Raw genomic sequence first — 22,132 nt, forward strand, 5'->3', positions numbered from 1 at the left:
GATTATGATTTATTATAGTACAAATAAGCAAGCACCTAATGCTTCACTGCAAGAAGCAGTGGTGAAAGGTCTTGCTGCCGACAAAGGGCTGTTTATGCCTATGTCCATCAAACCGCTTCCACAAGATTTTTACGATTCGATTGAAAGTTTATCCTTCCAAGAGATTGCTTATCGTGTAGCCGATGCTTTCTTCGGTGAGGATGTTCCTGCTGATACGTTGAAACAGATTGTATATGATACATTGAGTTTCGATGTGCCTTTGGTGAAGGTATCGGAGAATATCTATTCACTCGAACTTTTCCACGGCCCTACATTGGCTTTCAAAGACGTAGGCGGCCGTTTTATGGCACGTCTGCTTGGTTATTTCATTAAGAAAGAAGGGCAGAAAAACGTCAATGTGCTGGTAGCTACTTCCGGTGATACGGGAAGTGCGGTGGCTAATGGTTTCTTGGGAGTAGAAGGTATCCATGTATATGTATTGTATCCGAAAGGAAAAGTCAGTGAAATACAGGAAAAACAATTCACCACATTAGGACAGAATATTACCGCCCTCGAAGTGAACGGAACATTCGATGATTGCCAGGCACTGGTAAAATCGGCTTTCATGGACAAGGAATTGAACGAACATCTTTCCCTGACTTCCGCCAATTCTATCAACGTCGCCCGTTTCCTGCCGCAAGCATTTTATTATTTCTATGCTTACGCTCAGTTGAAGCGTGCCGGAAAAGCTGACAATGCAGTAATCTGCGTTCCTAGCGGAAACTTCGGAAACATCACTGCCGGTCTGTTCGGTAAGAAAATGGGACTACCCGTGAAGCGTTTCATTGCGGCTAACAACCGTAACGATATATTCTACCAATATCTGCAAACAGGCGAATACAACCCGCGTCCATCTATCGCAACCATCGCTAATGCCATGGACGTAGGCGACCCGAGCAACTTTGCCCGTGTACTCGATTTGTATAAAGGTTCTCATGCCGCTATCTCCGCCGAGATTTCGGGAACTACCTATACCGACGAACAAATCCGTGAAACTGTGAAAGAAACTTGGAAAGAACATCATTATCTGCTCGACCCTCATGGTGCATGTGGCTATCGTGCATTGGCAGAAGGTTTACAACCGGGCGAAACAGGGGTATTCCTCGAAACAGCCCATCCTGCCAAGTTCCTCGAAACAGTAGAAAGTATCATTGGTGAAACGGTGGAAATACCTGCCAAATTGCAGGAGTTTATGAAAGGTGAGAAGAAGAGCCTTCAAATGACAAAAGACTTTGCAGACTTCAAGAGGTATCTACTTTCGCTATAGCCCATCTTAACAGACTGTTGCACAGAGTAATGTGAAGTGTTGTCAGTCTATTGCAATGAAAGAATGATTCTCACCGCAATGAGAAAAAAATCTCATCACTATGAGTATTTTTTCTCATCGCAGTGAGAATTTTTTCTCATAGTGATGAGGATAGCTTGAGAATAAATATCGGTTTATATAGAAGTTAGAAATACTAAATACTCTCCCGTGCACTGAATGGTAAAACGATCGTTTGTAGCCTCATTAAGAGTTCCTTGCCACCAATTCGTAAAGTCGCTAAGTGGATAAACCAATCCTTCTCCTTTCAATCCTTTAGCTCCGAAATTGATAATGGATACTTGCTGCCCCGCGTGAGAAACGAAAGTCTGTGTGCCACTTGCCGGAATAAATACTCCGTAATCTGTAATAGTCCGTACTTCCATGCCGCTTTTCATATATTCCAGCAGCAAACTGATATTTCCTAATGTATGGTCTTCCCGTTTTCCGGTAGCACCGATGATGGCAATTTTCCGGTAGCCTTTTTCTCGCAGGAAGTGAACAGCCTTGGTTTGATCGTTCGTTTCCTGGTCGGCTATTTGGTGAATAATGTTTGAAAAGCGTGTTTTGTTTTCTGGTGAAAGGGAGTCTCCGTCACCGATAATTACGTCCGGAGTATATCCACGGGAAATATATTCATTGGCTGCGCCATCACAACATGCTACGAATTTGGCTTCTTCCAACATTCGCAAAGGAAGGGGGTGAGTGGGATATTCACCGTTAGCCAATATCACGGCTTCGGGCGTATAGTGTTCGTTTATCATTGTATGCTCATTAATTTTTTCCATTTAAAGTAGCCAAAGATAGCTATAATGGAGTAAAGTCCGTATAAAGCAGAGGTAAAATAAAGGTCTTTATAAATATAAAGTCCGCAACAAACGATGTCTACAAGTATCCAAGCGAACCATTGCTCGATATATTTACGTGCCAGCATCCACATGCCGACAATGCTCAATGCCGTGGTGAAGCTATCCAGCCAGGGCACATTGCTGTCTGTGTATTCAATAAGTATCCAGGCAATGCCGATAAAGGCAACGATGAATACCAGCAGAAGCGGAAGATAGTATTTCCACGGCATGTGCACGATAGGGAGTGCTTTTGGTTTATCATTGCCCGTTCCATCATTGGCAGATTGATTCCGCTTACCTTTCCGTTGTCCCCACATCCAAAAGAACCAGCCGTAGACAGCGGCTATCAGATAGTAGATATTGATGCCGAAATCGGCATACAATCCTGCTTTATAATATACGAAGATATAGATAGCAGGCATGATAATTCCCGCTATCCAAAGATAGATACTTGCTCGGTATTCCAACCAAAGGTAGACTAATCCGACAATCGTACCGAATATTTCAAGGAAATTCATTTCCATCATTCAAACCTGCTTAGAAACGGAAAGTAATATGTGCCAGTATATTTGTGCCTGCCATCGGATAGAAGCGCGGGTCGTGTTTTATCACATACGCCTTTGTCTTATCTCCGTTTTCGTAAAGGGCAACGCTTTGCGAGTATCCGTTCGTTTCATATTTCGTATCGAACAGGTTGTAAACGGTAGCTCCTATGGTAATTCCTTTTGTGTGACGGGTCTTAAAGGAATACGACGCACTGAGATGGTTGACAAAATAGGCATCGAGCGAGTTTTCCTTTGTGCCGAAGTTGTCGAGATACTGGCGGCTGACATATTGAGACTGGAGAGAAATTTCCAGTCCGTTGCTGCCGAGAGTAATCAGGCTGTTTCCTATAAAAGAAGGAGAGAAAGCGATAGGAGAGTTTCCCCCTTTAATTGCTGTCTGCGTCCATAAGTCATCAACGATTTCTCCATTCACCAGACTTTCATCATATACGTAACCCGTATAATCCTTAATGCGGTTTTTACTCCATGTTCCATTGATGTCCCAACGTAACCAGTCGTTGAATTTAGCGCCCAACGTCAACTCGATTCCCATTCGGTAACTGTCTTTCACATTTTCCGCCATGGCTTCACCTATATCATTGGTTTTCCCGTTCAATACTAATTGGTCGGTATAGTCCATATAATATAAATTGACACCTGCCGTAAACCATTCGTTGCGATAAGTGTATCCTAACTCATAATCCAGCAACTTTTCCGCTGTGGGATATTTGTCGAACATTCCGTCCGTATAGTTATTACGGGTAGGCTCTTTCTGTGCCACAGAAAAAGATGCATAGGCACTGTGGTTAGGATTGATTTGCCAAAAAAGTCCTGCTTTGGGATTAAAGAAGCTGAAATTCTCCCTGATATCTAGCCGCTGCAGGCGTTTAGGAGTTGCGGTGAAGTCCCATTTATCGTTATCTCCATCAATCGTATAATGGATATAACGATATTGCAGGTCGGCATAAGCGCTTAATCCGCCGGTTAGCTGATAATTAGCTTTCAGATAAATGTTGCCGTCCGTCTTTCCACCATTATTACGATAATATTCATGTTCAGGGTCGAGTTGTTCAGTGTAGTTTTTCACCCATATCACTTTTCCATAGTGGTCGTTACTGTATCGGTTCAGACCACCACCGAAAGAAGCGTTTAGTTTCTCGTTCTGATAATTCAATGAGAAGATACCACCGCCGAAGTCGCTATCCACTAACTTTTGGCGGACAAGATTCGTTTTCTTCTGCGGCTCACTATTGCCCGGGAGATAGAAAGGCTTCAATCCGTATTCTTCCAGGCTGCGTCCGTTTTTGTATTCTTGATAATAGCCGAAACCATTGGTATAATGGAAAGCAATATTCAGGTTCCATGCCGGAGAGAAAATATGATTAAGCAAAAGTTGATAGTGCGTTTGGCGGTAATTATCCATTTGGTCATCATAGAAACCGATGGGATTTCCTTTTCCTATATTGTCATCGAGGATGATTCCGTTCGGGTTGTATGTCCGGTCGTTCTCCAACTGCTCTTTGCTGATGCCGTCCCAAGCATGATAAGTCTTTTCTTTTCCACCGAAAGTAATAAACTTAATCGTTGTATTTTCACCGAAATAACCGCCTTGTACGAAATACGATTTCAAGTCCGATGAGGCACGGTCACGGTAGCCGTCGCTCTGAATATTCGAGAGACGTGCGTCGAATGCCCAGTATTTATTAATCAGCCCGGTTCCTACTTTTACCGTTTCCTTATGTGTATTGAACGAGCCGTAAGAGCCGGAAACTTCCGCGTAAGGATTGGAAGAAATGCTCTGTGTACGCATATTGATGCTGGCACCGAATGCTCCCGAACCGTTGGTAGACGTTCCGGCACCCCGTTGAATCTGCATATCTTCCAGGGAAGAAGCGAAGTCGGGAGTATTTACCCAGAAGATGGCGTGGCTTTCGGAATCGTTCATCGGGATACCGTTGGCGGTGACATTGATGCGGGTAGCATCTGTTCCGCGTACGCGGATGGTGGTATATCCTACGCCTGCTCCCGCGTCCGAAGTGGTCAATACGGAAGGAGTGGTAGACAAAAGGAAAGGAATATCCTGTCCGAAGTTCTGTTTGCTGATTTGCTCTCTTTTTACGTTGGTAAATGCCACCGGAGTTTTTGCCGTGGCACGGGTGGATACTACCTGCACTTCTTGCAGGTTTACAACTTTCATACTATCCTTTGCACTCGTCTGTGCATGAACAGTGATGCCTGCGCCCAATAAGGCGATGGCCATCAATCCAATTTTTTTCATCTTGCTTATTAATTAGTTCTCTACGCCGGCATTACCCGGTTCAGATTCTATGGGTATGTTCTCAGCCCGTCATGTTAAGGCACCCCTACCAGTGAATCGGTGACAAAATTACGGTTTTGGCGGGAGTAAAGCAAAAAAAACTTTTAGATTTACTAAAAACAATATAACTTTGTAATTTGTTGAAATTGCAAGACAATAGATTATTCATTTTAATAACATCTCTTTATGCTACTCTTATTTCAAGCAACAGCGACGCAGGTTGCGGATTCTACGCAAGTGGTCGCAGATAAATTAGTGGAACAAGCGATAGCCAATGCGGACGGATTGGATAAGCTCTCGCTTATAACCCAGCAACTGATAGATTTCGGTATTCGTGCTGGCGAACGTATTCTGATTGCGGTGCTTGTTTTCATTGTGGGACGCTTCCTAATTTCGATGCTCAACAAGTTTATCAGGCGTCTGATGGACAGACGGAAAGTGGATATCAGTATCAAGACTTTCGTCAAGAGTCTGGTAAACATTCTGTTGACTATCTTATTGATAATCTCGGTAGTGGGAGCTTTGGGAGTGGAGACAACTTCGTTTGCTGCTTTGCTGGCTTCTGCCGGTGTGGCTGTAGGTATGGCATTGTCCGGCAATCTGCAGAACTTTGCAGGCGGGCTGATTGTGCTACTGTTCAAACCTTATAAGGTAGGCGACTGGATTGAGAGTCAGGGAGTTTCCGGAACGGTGAAAGAAATCCAGATATTCCACACGATTCTGACTACAGGAGACAATAAGACAATCTATATACCGAATGGTGCTATGAGTAGCGGAGTGGTGACAAACTACAATACGCAGGTAACCCGCCGTATAGAATGGATTGTCGGCATTGACTACGGCGAAGATTATAATAAGGTACAGCAAATTGTCCGTGACATATTGGTTGCCGATTCGCGTATTCTGAACAAGCCTGCTCCGTTTATAGCTCTTCATGCACTGGATGCCAGCAGCGTGAATGTAGTGATTCGCGTGTGGGTGAACAGTGGAGATTATTGGGGAGTATATTTCGATATTAATAAGGCAATTTATGAAACCTTTAATGAGAAAGGCATCAATTTCCCATTCCCGCAACTTACGGTACATCAGGGTAACTGATGACTGCATATAACAAAAAGGAGGGAGCTTCACTGAAAGTGGGGCTCTCTCCTTTTTGTCATAAAAAACTTGTCTGGTGTGATTAAATAAAATTTCTTTTATCTGATACCGAAGTCTTCGGCCAGTTCATATCTATCTTCTTTGATTCCCAATACGTGGTTGATCTTCCTTCTTTTCTCAAGGTTTTTAAAGTAGTCTCCCACAACTTGATAGAGGTCAAAGTTGGTAGTGGAACCAGCGGCTAAATCGAGTGACTCCACCATCTTCTCCACGGCCTGATGGATTTTCTCTGCGTCTATCAGATGCAGTTCGTTGCTGTGTATTAAATATTTTTCCATGGCTGCAATGTTTTAATGTTATATCGTTATAACGTTTCACAGTGACGGAAAGTTCAATGCACAAATTACTGCATTTTAGATTTTGGCAAGAGCTTGTTCCAGGTCGGCAATCAAATCATCAATATGTTCCGTTCCGATAGACAAGCGGACAGTGCCCGGATAAATTTCCTGTTCGACAAGTTCCTGTGTATTTAGTTGTGAGTGAGTGGTGCTTGCAGGATGAATCACGAGCGACTTCACATCGGCAACATTGGCAAGCAGTGAGAATATCTCCAGACTGTCAATGAAACGGTGCGCCTCTTTCTGTCCGCCCTTTACTTCGAAAGTAAAGATAGAACTTGCACCGTTCGGGAAGTAACGCTGATATAATGCATGGTCGGGATGATTGGGCAATGACGGGTGATTCACTTTCTTTACTTTCGGATGATTGTTTAAGAAATTCACGACTTTCAGCGCGTTTTCCACATGACGTTCTACACGCAATGAGAGAGTTTCCAGCCCTTGCAATAGGATAAAAGCGTTGAACGGGCTGATAGTTGCTCCCGTGTCACGCAGCAGAATGGCACGTATGCGGACAGCGTAAGCGGCTGGGCCGGCAGCATCTACAAAGCGTACTCCGTGATAGCAAGGATCCGGTTCGGTGAGTTGTGGGAACTTGCCGGAAGCTACCCAGTCAAATTTGCCGGAATCGACGATCACTCCGCCTAGTGATGACCCGTGTCCGCCAATGAATTTTGTTGCTGAATGTACCACGATATCTGCTCCATGTTCGATGGGACGGATTAAATAAGGAGTGCCGAATGTATTGTCTATAATCAAAGGAATCTTGTGGCGGTGAGCTATTTCGGATACGGCTTCTATATCAATGATATTGGAATTCGGGTTACCTAATGTCTCAATAAATACCGCTTTGGTATTCTCCTGGATAGCTTTTTCAAAGTTGGATAAATCGCTCGGATCAACAAAAGTCGTTGTGATGCCATAGCTGGGTAGGGTATGTGCCAATAGATTGTAACTTCCGCCATAGATAGTCTTGGCTGCTACAATATGGTCACCGGCGCGGGTAATGTTCTCGAATGCATAAGTGATTGCGGCAGCACCGGAAGCAACTGCCAGACCGGCTACACCTCCTTCAAGGGCGGCTACGCGTTGTTCAAAAACTCCTTGGGTGGAGTTAGTCAGACGACCGTAGATATTCCCTGGATCTTGCAGGCCGAAACGGGCGGCTGCGTGAGCCGAATTGTGAAATACATAAGAAGTAGTCTGGTAAATAGGTACTGCACGGGCATCAGTTGCCGGGTCTGCCTGTTCCTGTCCTACATGTACCTGTAAAGTCTCGAAGTGTAAATTCCTTGTTGCCATAATCGTATGTTTTTTGAAGTTAAATAATCGTTTCTATTTTCTTGCAAAGTTATGTCGGGTGGAGTAATCGAACAAGATGTGATGAAAATATAGAAAATAATACTATTTTTGTGCTGTTGTACAGAATGAATGGTTTGATTCATTCCTGAATTTTACCTTTTAGAAGAATATTATTCTATGAGTGCATTGGAGAAACTGGATAAAGTGGATTTGCAAATACTTCGTACTTTGCAAGAGAATGCCCGTCTGACTACCAAAGAGCTGGCTGCCCGGGTGAGTTTGTCATCAACCCCTGTATTCGAACGTCTCAAACGGCTCGAAAGTGGCGGTTATATAAAGAAGTATATTGCCGTACTCGATGCGGAAAAGTTGAATCAGGGATTTGTGGTATTTTGCAGCGTGAAGCTCAGACGGCTGAACAGGGATATTGCGGCTGAGTTTACACGAATCATACAGGATATTCCCGAAGTGACCGAGTGTTATAATATATCGGGCAGCTATGATTATCTGTTGAAGATTCATGCGCCCAATATGAAATATTATCAGGAGTTTATTCTGAATGTATTGGGGACGATTGATAGTCTTGGCTCATTGGAAAGTACCTTTGTTATGGCTGAGGTAAAACACCGGTATGGAATACATATTTAGTGTTCTAAATATGTTATGTAACACACTTAACTTCTTTTTACATATCTGTAATCCCAGTTAGGAACAACATCTTTATTTTTATCCAAAAGCTGGAATGATATTTCAAATATGGAAAATATGTTGCCAAATATGGAAAACACAGAGCAAAGTCCGGAAAAACCGGACGATAATTATAAAGTGCCTAATTTAGAAAAAGGTATTGCAGTGATAGAGTATCTTTCTTCACGGGCAGAAGGAGAAACGCTGCAGGGAATCAAATTGGCGCTTGATATATCGCAGACTACCGCTTATCGTATCTTGAATACATTAGTACGATTGGATTATCTTTCTTTTAGTGAAGACACCAGGCGATATAAGTTGACCCGTAAATTGCTGACTTTGGGTTTCCGTGCATTGAATGAGCATAATCTGTTGGAAACAGTCCTGCCGCATTTGCGTGATTTGAGAGACAGGGTGAAAGAGACTGCCTGCTTTGGTGTATTGGGGGATGAAAAAGGCATTTTTATTGAACAGGCACGGGGACATCATGCGTTTTGTTTTGTCCTGTCGCCAGGCAAACCTTTTGAACTGCATTGTTCCGCACCGGGAAAGGCAATTATGGCTTATCTGCCTGTTACTGTCCGGAACCGTTATCTTTCTTATATGACTTTCACTCGTTATAATTCACGTACTATTACTTCACGGGAGGCGTATCTGGAAGAACTGGAAAAAGTTTATCAGCAGGGATATGCTTTGGATAATGAAGAGGAACTGAGCGGAGTGATTTGTGTCGGTGCGCCTGTGCTGAATTATACGGGATATCCTTGTGGCTCTATTTGGATTTCGGGACCCAAAGACCGGCTGACGGAAGAACAGTTACGTACTACTATCTTGATTGTCAAAGAGATTGCCGGACAAATATCTGTCGGACTGGGGTACAGAAGAATTTAAGTAATAACGCTATAAAAACACCGAATACTATGATAAGGAACTTTTTGTTGATTTGTCTTCTTGGTTGTGGCATATCCATGGTTATGGCCGGAAATCCGCCTTTCTTTACTACAGGTACTGCCGTCAATGGAAAAGGCGAATTGTTGATGACTCAAAAAGGAACAAAGCGGCTGGATGTTTTTGCTGCTGACGGGAAAAAACTGCTGCGCTCGTATCCGTTCAAAGAAACTCCCACAGGGCTGCTGCTTGATGGAGATAAGGCGTATGTGACTACTTTCGGGAAAACCGGGCAACTGGAGGTGCTGTCGTTGAAGTCGGGACAAGTGGAAACTGTGATTCCTGTCGGTTCGGGAGCTTGTTACCCTCTATTTGCTGCGGACAAGAAGCATATATATGTGTGTAACCAGTTTGCCAATACGGTAAGCGAGATAGATCCCGTAGCATGTAAGGTGGTAAGAAATGTGAAGGTCTTGCGTGAACCAAGGTCTGCCATATTCAGTAAAGACGGACGGTATATGTTTGTAGCAAACTTCTTGCCGGCGCAACGGGCTGACCTGAATATAGTGGCTGCTTGTGTATCGGTAATTGATATGAGAAGTTTCACTAAGGTGAAAGACATCCAACTGGCGAATGGCAGTAATGCTTTGCGGGATATGTGCATTACTCCCGATGGTAAATATATTTATGTATCGCATAATTTAGGACGTTTTATGGTACCTACTTCGCAATTGCAGCAAGGGTGGATGAATACAAGTGCTTTTAGCATCATCGATGTGGAAAAGCAGGAGTTTGAAGGTGCCGTATTGGTGGACGAACCCGACCGGGGGGCCGCCGGTGTATGGGGCATTGCCTGTGATGAGAGGTATGTCTACATAACTCATAGCGGAACGCACGAGGTAAGTGTTATCGACCATCCCCGGATGCTGGATAAATTCCAGCGTTGTGAGGACAAAAGCCGTTTGGACTACGACCTGACTTTTCTCTATGGCCTTCGTAAGAGGATACCTTTACAGGGCAACGGTCCGCGTAATTTTCTTGTCTCAAATAATAAATTGATTATTCCTACATATTTTGCCGATATATTAAATATAGTGGATGTGAATACGTTGTCGGTAACTGCCGTCACTATGAATGTAGGGCGTACCGAGACAAAAGAACAAAAAGGAGAGAAATATTTCAATGACGCGGGGCATTGTTATCAAGGTTGGCAAAGTTGTAACGGATGTCACCCCGGAGATGGCCGTACGGACGGTATGAACTGGGACTTGATGAATGACGGGGTGGGTAATCCTAAAAACTGCAAGAGCTTGCTTTATAGTCATGTGACACCTCCTAACATGATTTCGGGGATTCGTGCGAAAGCCGAAGTCGCCGTACGTGCAGGATTCCGGTATATTCAGTTTTATGAACCCGAAGAAGATATGGCCGAGTGTGTGGATGCGTATATGAGATCTTTGCGTCCGGTTTCCAGCCCGTACTTGATAAACGGAGAGTTGTCGGAAAAAGCTAAAGCGGGAAGAAAAGTCTTTGAAAAACTGAAATGCGGTGAATGTCATAGCGGACCTTTGTACACCGATATGAAAATGCATCGGATTGGTGAAGATATAGAGTTTGAGAAAGGCTGGGATACACCTACGCTGGTGGAATGTTGGCGTACAGCTCCTTATTTGTTTGACGGGCGTGCTGAAACAATGCAGGAAGTATTCGAAGTTCACAAGCATGGAATTGACAGGAAGGTTTCAAAAAAAGAAATTGAAGAATTGACCGAATATGTAAATTCACTTTAAGTAGCAGGTTTATGAACTATTGTGATAAAATACATTATTCTCATTTGACTGCCTCTGCGGCGGATTTCCCGGCTATGATAGACGATTTATTGTCCCGGATGCCCAAGAAAGGAACAGTGTTACGTTTGGTTTTATTCGGCGTGCCTGTTTCAGGAGAGGAATATGTTGCTCAACGGCGGATGCTCAGGACAAAGGTACGTGCGTTTTTCGGAGATTGTGAACCGGCGTTTAGCTATGTTTTACAACCGGTGCTGAACGCATCGCTGGTAATGGAAGTACATAGTTATCTCCCCGATGCCGATGAACGGGTCTTTTATCGTCAGTATGAGAACCTTCCTTATGTATTGGTCGAAAATGAATCGGGACGTTTCCTTTTTGCCAGCGGATTTCAAGGCGATGAGGCATATAAGGATATGGAGCAACGGTCAGTGGAAGCTTTCCGGCAGTTGAAAGGAGTCTTGGATAAAGAATCTTTTTTGGTCGGCAACATTGTTCGGCAATGGAATTATATAGAACAAATAACCGGATATGACGAAACCGGACAACATTACCAGTCGTTTAATAATGTACGTACGGCGTTTTATGCGGGAAATGACTGGTCGAAGGGATACCCTGCCGCTACAGGTATCGGCATGAGTCGGGGAGGGGTTTTGATTGACGTGGATGCAGCAATGCTTTACACTCCTGATGCTTTTGTTACTCCTATTGACAATAAGTTGCAGGTTGCCGCTCATGCCTATTCCGAACAGGTACTCGAAGAAGCCCGGCAGAAGAAGACTACCCCGAAATTTGAACGTGCCAAGAGCATGACTTTTCATGGCCGGCGTCTGGTATATATTTCCGGAACGGCCGCAATCAGGGGAGAAGAAAGTCTGAAGGGAGTAGGTTTGGAGCGTCAGTTGCAGATAACAATGGAGAATATCGCTCAATTAATAGACGACGCCCGTTTAATGATGCTGCGTGTTTACCTGAAGAATGAGTCGGACTATGACGAAGCAAAGAGAGGGATTGAGAGTTATGGACTGAATATTCCTGTTTCCTTTTTGCAGGCCGGAGTATGCAGGGAAGAGCTGTTGATTGAGATAGAGGGGATAGCGATGAAATAGATACGGAGATTATATTAATACTAACAGATAAAACGATGACTGATATGAAAAAGTACACTAATGCCGATTTTTATAAAGACGGCGTATTTCAACAAGAGACTGCTATAAAGGCAATGAAGGAAATGTTTGTTTTCTATAATATCCCTTTTACCAGGTTTATGGCTGAAAATATGTGGGTGACGGACTTTGGCCTGGGGGATTTTGAAAATGTAGGTATGGGAGGTGTTTTCTGGATAAATGATCCGGATTACGGTTATTTTGCTCATGCCATTTATTTACTTCCGGGGCAGATGATTCCTGAACATGCTCATGTCAAAACGGATTTTCCGGCAAAGCATGAGTCATGGATGGTAGAGAAAGGATGGGTTTACAATTTTTCGGAAGTAGGAGAGGAAACTCCGGATGCTCCTCCGGTTCCGGCAAAGCATGGTCCCGTCAGAAGCAAGAATTGTGTAATACAGAAAGTAGGAGATATCCTGCGTTTGAAGGAGATGGAAACTTTTCATTTCATGATGGCGGGGCCGGAGGGTGCTGTTGTTTGTGAATGGGCAAACTACCATGATAATGCCGGGTTGCGTTTCACTCATCCGACGGCTGCATTATAAATTGAATATTTCGAATTAGTGTAGATTCGACTTAAATAATCCACCATGATAAACAAGTATCGCGTATTAATTTCGTTTTTAGTATCTTCTTTGCTGGTTTCTACAGTCACGGCTCAGCAAAGAAGTACAAAAATGAATGCTTCTGTAAAACAAAAAACTGTTTCGATGAATAGAACTTCGTCGGAGAAACCTGTTGATGCTTCTACCGGGCGCGAGCTCGTCTTGAAATCGGCTGCTTATCTGAAAGACGCTTCTTACGTGAAGAATACAGTTCAACAAATTGAGGCAGAAAGGAAAGTAGAAAACCAAGTGGCCGGATATCAGGAACTTTATAAGAAGATACAACGTATGCTCTTCTTACAGAACGAACTGAAATGGCTGAATATGGAGGCTGTTCGTCTGGCTTATGATGATATGAAGCGGTTACAGGGTTTTGATGCCGTAAGGTATCTGTCTGTATTGACTGAACTGGAGCAGCAGGTGAAACAAGGATTCGGTAATGTGTATAGCGGCGATGAGGCTGTTCTGGCAAATGCAGAAAAGGCAATTGCCAATAAGCGTGCTATTTTGTTGGCTAATCCTTTATTGGATGGAGATAAGGTATTGACCGTCCGTTATAAGTTGGGCAACAGAGACCGCAAGGCAATGGCTCCTGAGCTTGGTACGCAGTCGAACAACTGGAGTAATCAGGAATCGGCCCGCCGGAAAGGTTTTGATGCAGAGCTTGTTGAGTTAACCAATCTGCGTGGTGATGTGCAGGTACGTTCCGTTTATAAACCTGCCAATACTTCTTCTATTGCTGATTTGAGGTTGCATTGGGATGGAGAACGTGCGATGTTTACCCAAACTATGCCTGATAATCGCTGGAATGTATTTGAGGTAAAACTGAATGGTGGCAGTTGTAAGAAACTGATTGATAATCCGGAACCGGACCTGGAATTTTATGACGGAACTTATCTGCCGGACGGCCGTATTATCGCCAATTCGAACATAGGTTATCAGGGCGTTCCTTGTGTCAATGGGAGTGACCCGGTCGGGAATATGGTGCTTTATACACCGGAGAATAAAAAACTGCGTCGCTTGACTTTCGATCAGGATGCCAACTGGAATCCGGTGATAATGAATAATGGTCGTGTGATGTACACTCGTTGGGAATACACAGATCTGACACACTATTACACCCGTATAGTGATGAGCATGAATCCCGACGGTACAGAGCAGAAAGCGTTGTACGGCAGTGGATCGATGTTTCCCAACAGTACATTTGACATACAGCCTTTGCCCGGTTATAGTTCCGCTTTTGTCGGTATAATTTCGGGACATCACGGAGTAGCGCGTTCAGGCCGTCTTATCCTGTTCGACCCGGCTAAAGCGCGTAAAGGAGCTGCCGGTATGTTGCAGGAAATACCTTTCCGCAACCGTCCCATCGTTGAGGAAGTAAAAGATAGATTGGTAGACGATGTATGGCCGCAGTTTATTAAACCCTCTCCGCTCAACGATACTTATTTTCTGGTTGCGGCAAAGTTGGACAAGAATGATTTGTGGGGTATATATCTGGTGGATAAATTTGATAATGTAACTTGTCTGCATAAGATGGAAGGAGAAGGATATATCAGTCCGATAGCCGTTCGTAAAACGATAGCTCCTCCTGCCATTCCTGACCGGGTGAAACTGGAGGAAAAGCAGGCGACCGTCTTTATACAAGATATTTATGAAGGCGAAGGGTTGAAGGGTATTCCGCGCGGAACAGTGAAGTCACTTCGTTTGCACGCTTATGAATATGCTTATGTACAGACACAATCCGATCATAACTGGCATGGTATCCAGTCGGGGTGGGATATAAAACGTATGCTGGGAACCGTTCCGGTGGAGGAAGACGGATCGGTTATCTTTAAGATACCTGCCAATACTCCGGTTTCTATCCAGCCGTTGGATAAGGACGGAGTGGCTGTGCAGTGGATGCGTAGTTGGCTGACCGGACAACCGGGAGAGATTGTCTCTTGTGTAGGATGCCATGAAGACCAGAATCAAGTTGTCATACCGAAACGTGTGATTGCTTCGCAAAAAGCACCGCATGCTTTGACTCCCCCTGAAGGCGGTACCCGTTCGTTTACCTTTGATTTGGAAATACAGCCGATTTTGGACCGTGCCTGCATCGCCTGTCATAACGGTGAAGGAAAAGCATTCGACCTGCGTGGAGGCAAGAAGGATAAGAAAGGGTATGGAACATCTTACCTCAATCTTCATCCGTATGTGCATCGTCAGGGAGGTGAAGGTGATATGGTGGTACTTAACCCTTATGAATATCACCCGAATACCAGCGAACTGGTTCGTCTTTTGAAGAAAGGACATTATAATGTGCGGCTGACGGATGCGGAATGGAGGAAAATATATAACTGGATTGACTATAATGCTCCCGACAAGGGGTATTTCAATGCCAATGTTCTGACATCGTTTCCTTATCAGGGATATGACCAGATAGAACGTCGTAAGCAACTGACCGATAAATATGCTTGTGGGGCCGGAGTGGACTGGAAGAAGGAAATAGCCGATTATGCCGGTCAACTGAAAAATAAAGGTGAAATAGAACCGGTGATGCCGGAGAAGATGAAACCGGTGAAAGAAAAAAGCCCGCGGGCAAAAGGATGGCCGTTTACTCCGGATAAAGTAAAGGAGATGTTGGCCGGTGAGAAAGTGACCAGTAAGGTGATAGAAATCGCTCCGGGAGTTCGGATGACGTTTGTACGTATTCCGGCGGGTGAGTTTGTTATGGGGAGTTATCAAGGTGAACCGGATGCTTGTCCTGCTACTAAAGTGAAGATAGATAAAGCATTCTGGATGGGTGAATTGGAAGTGACTAACCAGCAGTATAACGCTATATTCCCGCAACATGACAGCCGTTATGTGGACCAGCAGTGGAAAGATCATGTGGTGCCGGGCTATCCTGCCAATAAACCCGAACAACCCGTCATTCGGGTAAGCTATAATGATGCGATGGAATATTGCAGGATATTGAGCCGGAAGACCGGGCTGACGATTACGCTTCCAACCGAAGCGCAATGGGAATGGGCTTGTCGTGGAGGTAGCGACCAGGCTTTCTGGTTTGGTGATTTAAATGCAGATTTTGGCAGGAAAGATAATCTGGCTGATGTGACAACGAACAAGTTTGCGGTGAGTGGGGTCGATCCGCAACCGATGTCACCCAATTCGTCTTGGTATAAGTATTATACGTTTCTTCCCAAGGCTGTCGGTGTGGATGATGGCAGCTTGGTGCAGGTAGGAGGAAAGAAATACGAAGCTAATCCGTTCGGTTTATACTGTATGCATGGCAATGTTGCCGAATGGACGCGTTCGGATTATGTTCCTTATCCATATAAAGAAAATACGAAGAAGGTCTCCGAATATAAAGTGGTTCGTGGCGGTTCGTACATTGAACGGCCCCAATATTCCACTGCATACTCACGTAAAGGATTCTATCCTTACCAATGTGTATTCAATGTCGGTTTCCGTGTCATTATCGAAGATTAATTGAATGTGCTAATGAAGGCTGCTCTGAAAAGACTGGTTTCCTCACCAACAACCACTATTGTGTTGTTACTTGTATATGGTGCAGGTTTGGCTGCTGCTACTTTTATTGAGAAGTATCAGGGGAGTGAGATTGCCAGGTCGGTGGTGTATTGTTCTCCTTTGTTTTTCTTTCTTCAGTTTTTGTTGGTGGTCAACTGGCTGGCTGTCGCTGTCAGACAACATTCATTGAAAAGGCGTAAGTGGGGAATGTTGGTTACTCATGGTGCTTTCAATCTAATCCTTTTGGGAGCGTTAGTCTCTCATCTTTATGGTGAAGAGGGGCTTCTTCACTTGCGGGAGGGGGAGACTAGCAACCGTTTTGCTGTCCGTCATGCCGATGGGGTGATTTACCGTACACTACCTTTCAGTGTGGAATTGATGAACTTTACTCTGACCCGTTATCCCGGTTCGTCCAGTCCGTCGGCTTATGAAAGTGAGTTGCTGGTACATCTGGACGGGGAAGTCATTTCGGAACGAGTGTATATGAATAATGTCCTGGATGTGAAAGGTTACCGTTTTTTTCAGGCTTCTTATGACCAGGATGAACAGGGTACGGTACTTTCTGTCAACCGTGATGTGGCAGGGCGAACTGTCACTTATACCGGATATGCTGTTTTGTTACTCGGTCTGTTGCTGTGTTTTGTAGATAAGCGTTCACGTTTTATGCAACTCAGCCGCCGGTTAAAGGAATTACGTTGTTCGTCTCTTCTTCTTGTGTTGTTGGCATTTTCCTTTTTGCCGGTTCATGCCGCTGATACTTCGGCACAAATGAAAGAAACGGTTTTAAAGCGTGTCATTAACAGCGGGCATGCTGCCCGTTTCGGGGCATTGCCTCTTCAGTCCGGAAGGGGGCGTGTGCTTCCTGTCAATACTTTTTCGTCTGAAGTCTTGCGGAAGTTACATAAGTCCGATACCTTTTATTCTTTAAACTCGGACCAGTTTTTGCTTAGTGTCTTGACAATGCCGGAACTCTGGAGGTATATACCTTTTATTGCTGTTCCCGGTAAGGAGTTGGGAGATTATTATAATCTGCCGTCCGGACAATGTGCCTATATGGATGTATTTGATGCCGGCGGAAATTATAAGTTGCAGGAGAAACTGGATCAAGCATATGGCAGGATGTCTGCCATGCGGACTCATTTTGATAAGGAACTGATAAAGTTCGATGAACAAATAAATATCTTTCATCAGTTGTTAAACTGGCAGTTAATCAGCCTTTTCCCGAAAGAAGATGATCCGGAACATACATGGTATGCTCCGGGTGATGACTTGTCGGCGTTTTCAGGGAAAGATTCCATGTTTGTTTCCCGTATTGTGACTTGGTATGTGGAGGAAGTGCAGACTTCTCTGCAGAGTGGAGACTGGACAAAACCTGATGAAATAGTAGAAATGATTTCCACTTATCAACAGGCAAAGAATACGATAGCAGGTGTTACTGTCGGAAAAATGGAAGCGGAGATACAATATAATCGTCTGGATGTGTTTAGACAGTGTAAGAAAGGCTATTTGATTCTTGGAGGTTTGTTGCTGGTGTCCGCTTTTGTATCTTTATTCAAGCGTGTCAGATGGATGCGTTTTGTGGTTTGTAGTCTATCTACTGCTATTCTGGTTGTTTTTCTTTTCCATATATATGGAATGGGTATGCGTTGGTATATCGCGGGATACGCTCCATGGAGCAATTCGTATGAAACGATGGTGTACGTGTCTTGGGCTACGGTTTTTGGCGGATTGTTGTTTGCACACCGCAGTCTGCTGACTTTTGCGTTGGCTACGTTGTTCGGCGGAGTCATTTTGTTTGTGTCGGGACTGAACTGGATGGATCCGCAGATAAACCCGCTTGTTCCAGTCTTAAAATCACCGTGGCTGATGTTTCATGTAGCTGTTATTGTGGGTGCGTACGGGTTCTTCGGTATCAGTTGCCTGCTTGGATTGGTCAACTTGGTGATGATGAGTTTTAAAAAGTCTGTATTGATACAACGGATAAAAGAATTGAGCATCATAAACGAAATGTCTCTTCTGATTGGACTTGCCTTGATGACGATAGGAACATTCCTGGGAGCTATTTGGGCAAATGAATCATGGGGACGCTATTGGGGATGGGACCCGAAAGAGACTTGGGCGCTGATTACAATGGTCGTTTACGCTATTGTCACCCATCTTCATTTGATACCGTTCAGAAACAAGTTGTGGCTGTTCAATCTCTCTTCAGTGATTGCTTTCTATAGCGTGCTGATGACATTCTTCGGAGTGAATTATTTCTTGAGCGGTATGCATTCTTATGGTCAAAACGACCATGTAGGCGGTATATTTATCTATCTTTTAGCATCGGTATTCCTGGTGGTATTGCTTGGAATCCTATCTTTTATGGGAAAACAAAAACAGAATAATTAATCGAACGTAATGATGTATACTATGAAGAATCTCATATTATTATTTACTCTATTGTGCCTGTCACCGATTGTTCAGAGTAAGTCACCCCAACATTTGTTGTTGGGTGGCTCCGGTTGGAACAAGATTGCCATTATAAATAAAGAAACAAAAGAAATCGTATGGGAGTATCCTTTGGAAAAAGGATGGGAATGTAACTCGGTAGCAGCTACAAAAACAGGAGAAATCCTCTTTTCCTACTCCAAAGGAGCAAAAATGATAACCCGTGACGGACAGGAACTTTGGAATATTGCTGCCCCTGCGGGGTGTGAGATGCAGACTGCACGCATATTGCCTGACGGTAATGCGTTAATAGCTTGGTGCGGTCATCCGTCTACCATTTTAGAAGTAAATCCAAAAGGGGAAATTCTTTCGAAAACTGAATTTGAAACAGGTATCGAACGTCCCCATGCACAGTTCCGTCAAATAAATAAGAATAAAAAGGGAAATTATCTCGTTCCTTTATTTGCTACTTCTGAAGTACGCGAAATTGCATCTGACGGTAAACTGCTGAATACTGTAAAACTCTCCGGTACTCCTTTCTCCACTGCTTTCCTGAAGAATGGCGACTATTTGGTAGCTTGCGGGGATGCTCATTGTTTCGTTCAACTGGATGCCACCTCGAACAAGATTATCCGTCAGGTAAATGCCAATGATATAGACGGGGTACAACTATTTTTTGTAGCTCAACTCTTTCCCTTGAAAAAAGGCGGACTTTATATTTGCAACTGGCAAGGGCATGACCGTGAAGCCGGTAAGGGTAAACATCCCCAATTGGTAGAGATTGATTCAAACGGTAAAGTAGTATGGCAACTGAATGATAGAGTTAAATTCGGTATGATTTCTTCTGTTTGTCCTATCAGAAAATAGTATCTGACAATTTATTTTGTATATTTGTCAGGTGATATAAATCCTATTCTTCTGACGCAATGAAATGGCAACTCTGTAAATAGCTTCGCCCATATGGATTGTGAACAATGGAAAAGTCTGTTGTCCCAACTTTTTGTGACTTCACATAAGTCACAAGTTATTTCATTATTCTATTTTGGAAATCCTATTAAAGAAGCTATCACACAATGAATACGAAAATATATCCCCGTACCAATGATTTTCAGACTATCTATCTGAATACAGTAATAAAGAATCCTGCTATTATTGTAGGTGATTATACGATATACAATGATTTTGTGAATGACCCGGTTCTTTTTGAGAAGAACAATGTTTTATATCATTATCCCATCAACAAAGACCGGTTGATAATAGGAAAGTTCTGTTCCATTGCCTGCGGAGCAAAGTTCCTTTTCAACAGTGCGAATCATACATTAAAATCTTTATCCAATTATACGTTTCCTATCTTCTTTGAAGAATGGAATTTAGATAAAAAAGAGGTTGCTTCCGCCTGGGACAATAAAGGTGACATAGTAATTGGCAATGACGTTTGGATAGGCTATGAAGCTGTTATCATGGCAGGAGTACATATTGGAAATGGAGCAGTTATCGCATCACGGGCAGTAGTAACGAAAGATGTTCCCCCTTATACGATAGTAGGCGGAACACCCGCCAAAGAGATTCGGAAGCGTTTCGATACGGATACGATTGCCAAATTACAGGAACTGCAATGGTGGGATTGGAGTTTTGAAAAGATATCCGAATGTTTACCTTATATAATGGGTGGGAAGATTGAAGAATTAATGCAAAAATAGCCAACTTTTATTTATCTGTATTCAACCGGAAAGCCTGTTTTTCTTGTAACTTTGCACCCGATTTTAGAAAAAGAAGTTTGGAATGATAAATAAATACGAGGAACGGCTGGGAACAGAACGTATGTTGCCACTTGTTTTTAAGATGGCACTTCCGGCAGTAGCTGCGCAGTTCGTCAATTTGCTATATAGTATTGTCGACCGTGTATATATCGGACATATTCCGGGTATCGGAACCGATGCATTGGCGGGTGTAGGAGTAACTACTTCCCTCATTATCCTGATTTCTTCTTTTTCAGCAATTGTAGGCGGTGGCGGTGCGCCATTGGCTGCCATTGCACTCGGACAAGGGGACCGTTTGCGTGCCGGCAAAATATTGGGAAATGGTTTTGTCCTTTTGATAGCATTCACTCTGCTTACTTCTTTTATAGCATATACATTTATGGAACCCATTCTCCTTCTTACGGGAGCTTCGGAAAACACATTGGAATATGCTGTGGATTATCTTTCCATTTATCTGTTGGGTACCATATTTGTAGAAATATCAACAGGATTGAACAGCTTTATTAATGCACAGGGGCGTCCTGCCATTGCCATGTTTTCGGTTCTCATCGGTGCTTTATTGAATATAATTCTTGACCCTATCTTCATCTTCTGGTTTGATATGGGGGTGAAAGGAGCAGCTTTGGCTACGGTGCTTTCGCAGGCTTGCAGTGCTGTGTGGGTACTGACTTTCCTTTTTTCCAAACGTGCCTCTTTGCCTTTGGAAAAGCGTTATATGAAATTGGACAGGAAAATAATACTTGCTATATTGGCTTTAGGAGTATCTCCATTCATTATGGCTAGTACGGAGAGCTTAGTTGGTTTTGTACTTAATAGTAGTTTGAAAGAATTCGGCGACATCTACATTAGTGCATTGACGATTCTGCAAAGTGCGATGCAGTTTGCCAGTGTACCGTTGACCGGATTCGCGCAAGGATTTGTCCCGATAATAAGCTATAACTATGGACATGGTGACAAGCAGCGAGTCAAAGACTGTTTCCGTATTGTATTGATAACTATGTTCTCTTTCAACCTGATATTAATGCTTTTCATGATTTTGTTCCCTTCAACGGTAGCTTCCGCTTTTACAAGTGATGAAAGGTTGATTGAGACTGTTCGTTGGACGATGCCTGTGTTCTTGGGCGGCATGACTATTTTCGGATTACAGCGTGCCTGCCAGAATATGTTTGTAGCATTGGGACAAGCTCGGATTTCTATTTTTATTGCTTTGTTGCGTAAGGCAATTCTATTGATTCCACTAGCATTGATATTACCGCATTTCATGGGAGTGACAGGTGTATATGCGGCTGAGGCTATATCCGACGCGACAGCAGCAATATGCTGTACTCTGTTATTCTTTTGGCAGTTCCCCAAGATTCTAGGAAAAATTCGAGGGAATACGAATATTCTACGTGCAAATTAATACCGGATAAGATTCGAGAGAACTGTTGCTAACTGAAAAAACGACCT

At 43.6% G+C, this 22,132-nt stretch carries 16 protein-coding genes, 1 pseudogene and 1 riboswitch; of the genes and pseudogenes, 12 read left to right on the forward strand and 5 right to left on the reverse strand.

Annotated elements, in window-relative coordinates:
* The first annotated feature begins 4 nt into the window (after positions 1-4).
* The gene (gene thrC, locus RDN93_RS01795; protein ID WP_308743957.1) at positions 5-1,306 is read left to right on the forward strand and encodes a threonine synthase; all 1,302 of its coding nucleotides are present in this window, start codon (positions 5-7) and stop codon (positions 1,304-1,306) included.
* Between the two features lie 173 nt (positions 1,307-1,479).
* Here thrC and RDN93_RS01800 read toward each other — a convergent pair whose 3' ends face one another.
* The 3 genes from RDN93_RS01800 to RDN93_RS01810 are packed head-to-tail and all read right to left on the reverse strand — an operon-like array spanning position 1,480 to position 5,013.
* A complete protein-coding gene (locus tag RDN93_RS01800) occupies positions 1,480-2,106 on the reverse strand; it encodes a thiamine diphosphokinase (RefSeq protein WP_308743958.1) in 627 nt (208 codons plus the stop codon).
* Positions 2,103-2,714 (reverse strand): nicotinamide riboside transporter PnuC, encoded by a 612-nt coding sequence (gene pnuC, locus RDN93_RS01805; RefSeq protein ID WP_308744025.1) that lies wholly within the window; start codon positions 2,712-2,714, stop codon positions 2,103-2,105. The genes RDN93_RS01800 and pnuC overlap by 4 nt, the downstream gene beginning before the upstream one ends.
* A 13-nt stretch (positions 2,715-2,727) precedes the next feature.
* Positions 2,728-5,013: a TonB-dependent receptor domain-containing protein gene (locus RDN93_RS01810; RefSeq protein WP_308743959.1), complete on the reverse strand. Its 2,286-nt coding sequence runs from the start codon at positions 5,011-5,013 to the stop codon at positions 2,728-2,730.
* Positions 5,014-5,110: riboswitch (TPP riboswitch) on the reverse strand.
* A gap of 128 nt (positions 5,111-5,238) precedes the next feature.
* Between RDN93_RS01810 and RDN93_RS01815 the strand changes: the two genes are divergently transcribed.
* Positions 5,239-6,150 carry a mechanosensitive ion channel domain-containing protein gene (locus tag RDN93_RS01815; protein ID WP_308743960.1) on the forward strand — a complete coding sequence of 304 codons (912 nt, stop codon included), beginning with the start codon at positions 5,239-5,241 and terminating at the stop codon, positions 6,148-6,150.
* A gap of 98 nt (positions 6,151-6,248) precedes the next feature.
* Here the strand turns inward: RDN93_RS01815 and RDN93_RS01820 are convergent, their stop codons facing one another.
* Together RDN93_RS01820 and RDN93_RS01825 are read right to left on the reverse strand one after the other, a co-directional pair.
* A complete protein-coding gene (locus tag RDN93_RS01820; RefSeq protein ID WP_308743961.1) occupies positions 6,249-6,488 on the reverse strand; it encodes a hypothetical protein in 240 nt (79 codons plus the stop codon).
* A gap of 75 nt (positions 6,489-6,563) precedes the next feature.
* A complete protein-coding gene (locus RDN93_RS01825; RefSeq protein WP_308743962.1) occupies positions 6,564-7,850 on the reverse strand; it encodes an O-acetylhomoserine aminocarboxypropyltransferase/cysteine synthase in 1,287 nt (428 codons plus the stop codon).
* Positions 7,851-8,027: 177 nt separating this feature from the next.
* Here RDN93_RS01825 and RDN93_RS01830 point away from each other — a divergent pair, with 177 nt between their 5' ends.
* The 10 genes and pseudogenes from RDN93_RS01830 to RDN93_RS01875 all read left to right on the forward strand — a co-directional run bounded on the left by RDN93_RS01830 (position 8,028) and on the right by RDN93_RS01875 (position 22,085).
* Entirely contained in the window at positions 8,028-8,498 is a 471-nt protein-coding gene (locus RDN93_RS01830) for an Lrp/AsnC family transcriptional regulator (RefSeq protein ID WP_308743963.1), read from the forward strand.
* Positions 8,499-8,606: 108 nt separating this feature from the next.
* On the forward strand, positions 8,607-9,428 hold the full coding sequence (locus RDN93_RS01835) for an IclR family transcriptional regulator (protein ID WP_308743964.1): 822 nt from the start codon (positions 8,607-8,609) through the stop codon (positions 9,426-9,428).
* Positions 9,429-9,457: 29 nt separating this feature from the next.
* On the forward strand, positions 9,458-11,215 hold the full coding sequence (locus RDN93_RS01840; protein ID WP_308743965.1) for a YncE family protein: 1,758 nt from the start codon (positions 9,458-9,460) through the stop codon (positions 11,213-11,215).
* An 11-nt stretch (positions 11,216-11,226) separates the two neighbouring features.
* Positions 11,227-12,321 (forward strand): endoribonuclease L-PSP, encoded by a 1,095-nt coding sequence (locus RDN93_RS01845; protein WP_308743966.1) that lies wholly within the window; start codon positions 11,227-11,229, stop codon positions 12,319-12,321.
* A gap of 29 nt (positions 12,322-12,350) precedes the next feature.
* A pseudogene (locus tag RDN93_RS01850) lies at positions 12,351-12,926 on the forward strand (hypothetical protein); the annotation flags it as partial.
* 45 nt (positions 12,927-12,971) lie between these two features.
* Entirely contained in the window at positions 12,972-16,454 is a 3,483-nt protein-coding gene (locus tag RDN93_RS01855; protein WP_308743967.1) for an SUMF1/EgtB/PvdO family nonheme iron enzyme, read from the forward strand.
* Between the two features lie 12 nt (positions 16,455-16,466).
* Positions 16,467-18,884, forward strand: coding sequence for a cytochrome c biogenesis protein CcsA (ccsA, locus tag RDN93_RS01860; RefSeq protein WP_308743968.1), 2,418 nt, complete (start codon positions 16,467-16,469; stop codon positions 18,882-18,884).
* A gap of 21 nt (positions 18,885-18,905) precedes the next feature.
* Positions 18,906-19,790 (forward strand): hypothetical protein, encoded by an 885-nt coding sequence (locus RDN93_RS01865; protein ID WP_308743969.1) that lies wholly within the window; start codon positions 18,906-18,908, stop codon positions 19,788-19,790.
* Between the two features lie 206 nt (positions 19,791-19,996).
* Positions 19,997-20,623, forward strand: a complete 627-nt coding sequence (locus tag RDN93_RS01870; RefSeq protein ID WP_308743970.1) for a CatB-related O-acetyltransferase — start codon at positions 19,997-19,999, stop codon at positions 20,621-20,623.
* A gap of 82 nt (positions 20,624-20,705) precedes the next feature.
* Entirely contained in the window at positions 20,706-22,085 is a 1,380-nt protein-coding gene (locus RDN93_RS01875) for an MATE family efflux transporter (RefSeq protein WP_308743971.1), read from the forward strand.
* The last annotated feature ends 47 nt before the right edge of the window (positions 22,086-22,132 follow it).

It is taken from the genome of uncultured Bacteroides sp., from assembly GCF_902491285.1.
Lineage (GTDB): Bacteria > Bacteroidota > Bacteroidia > Bacteroidales > Bacteroidaceae > Bacteroides.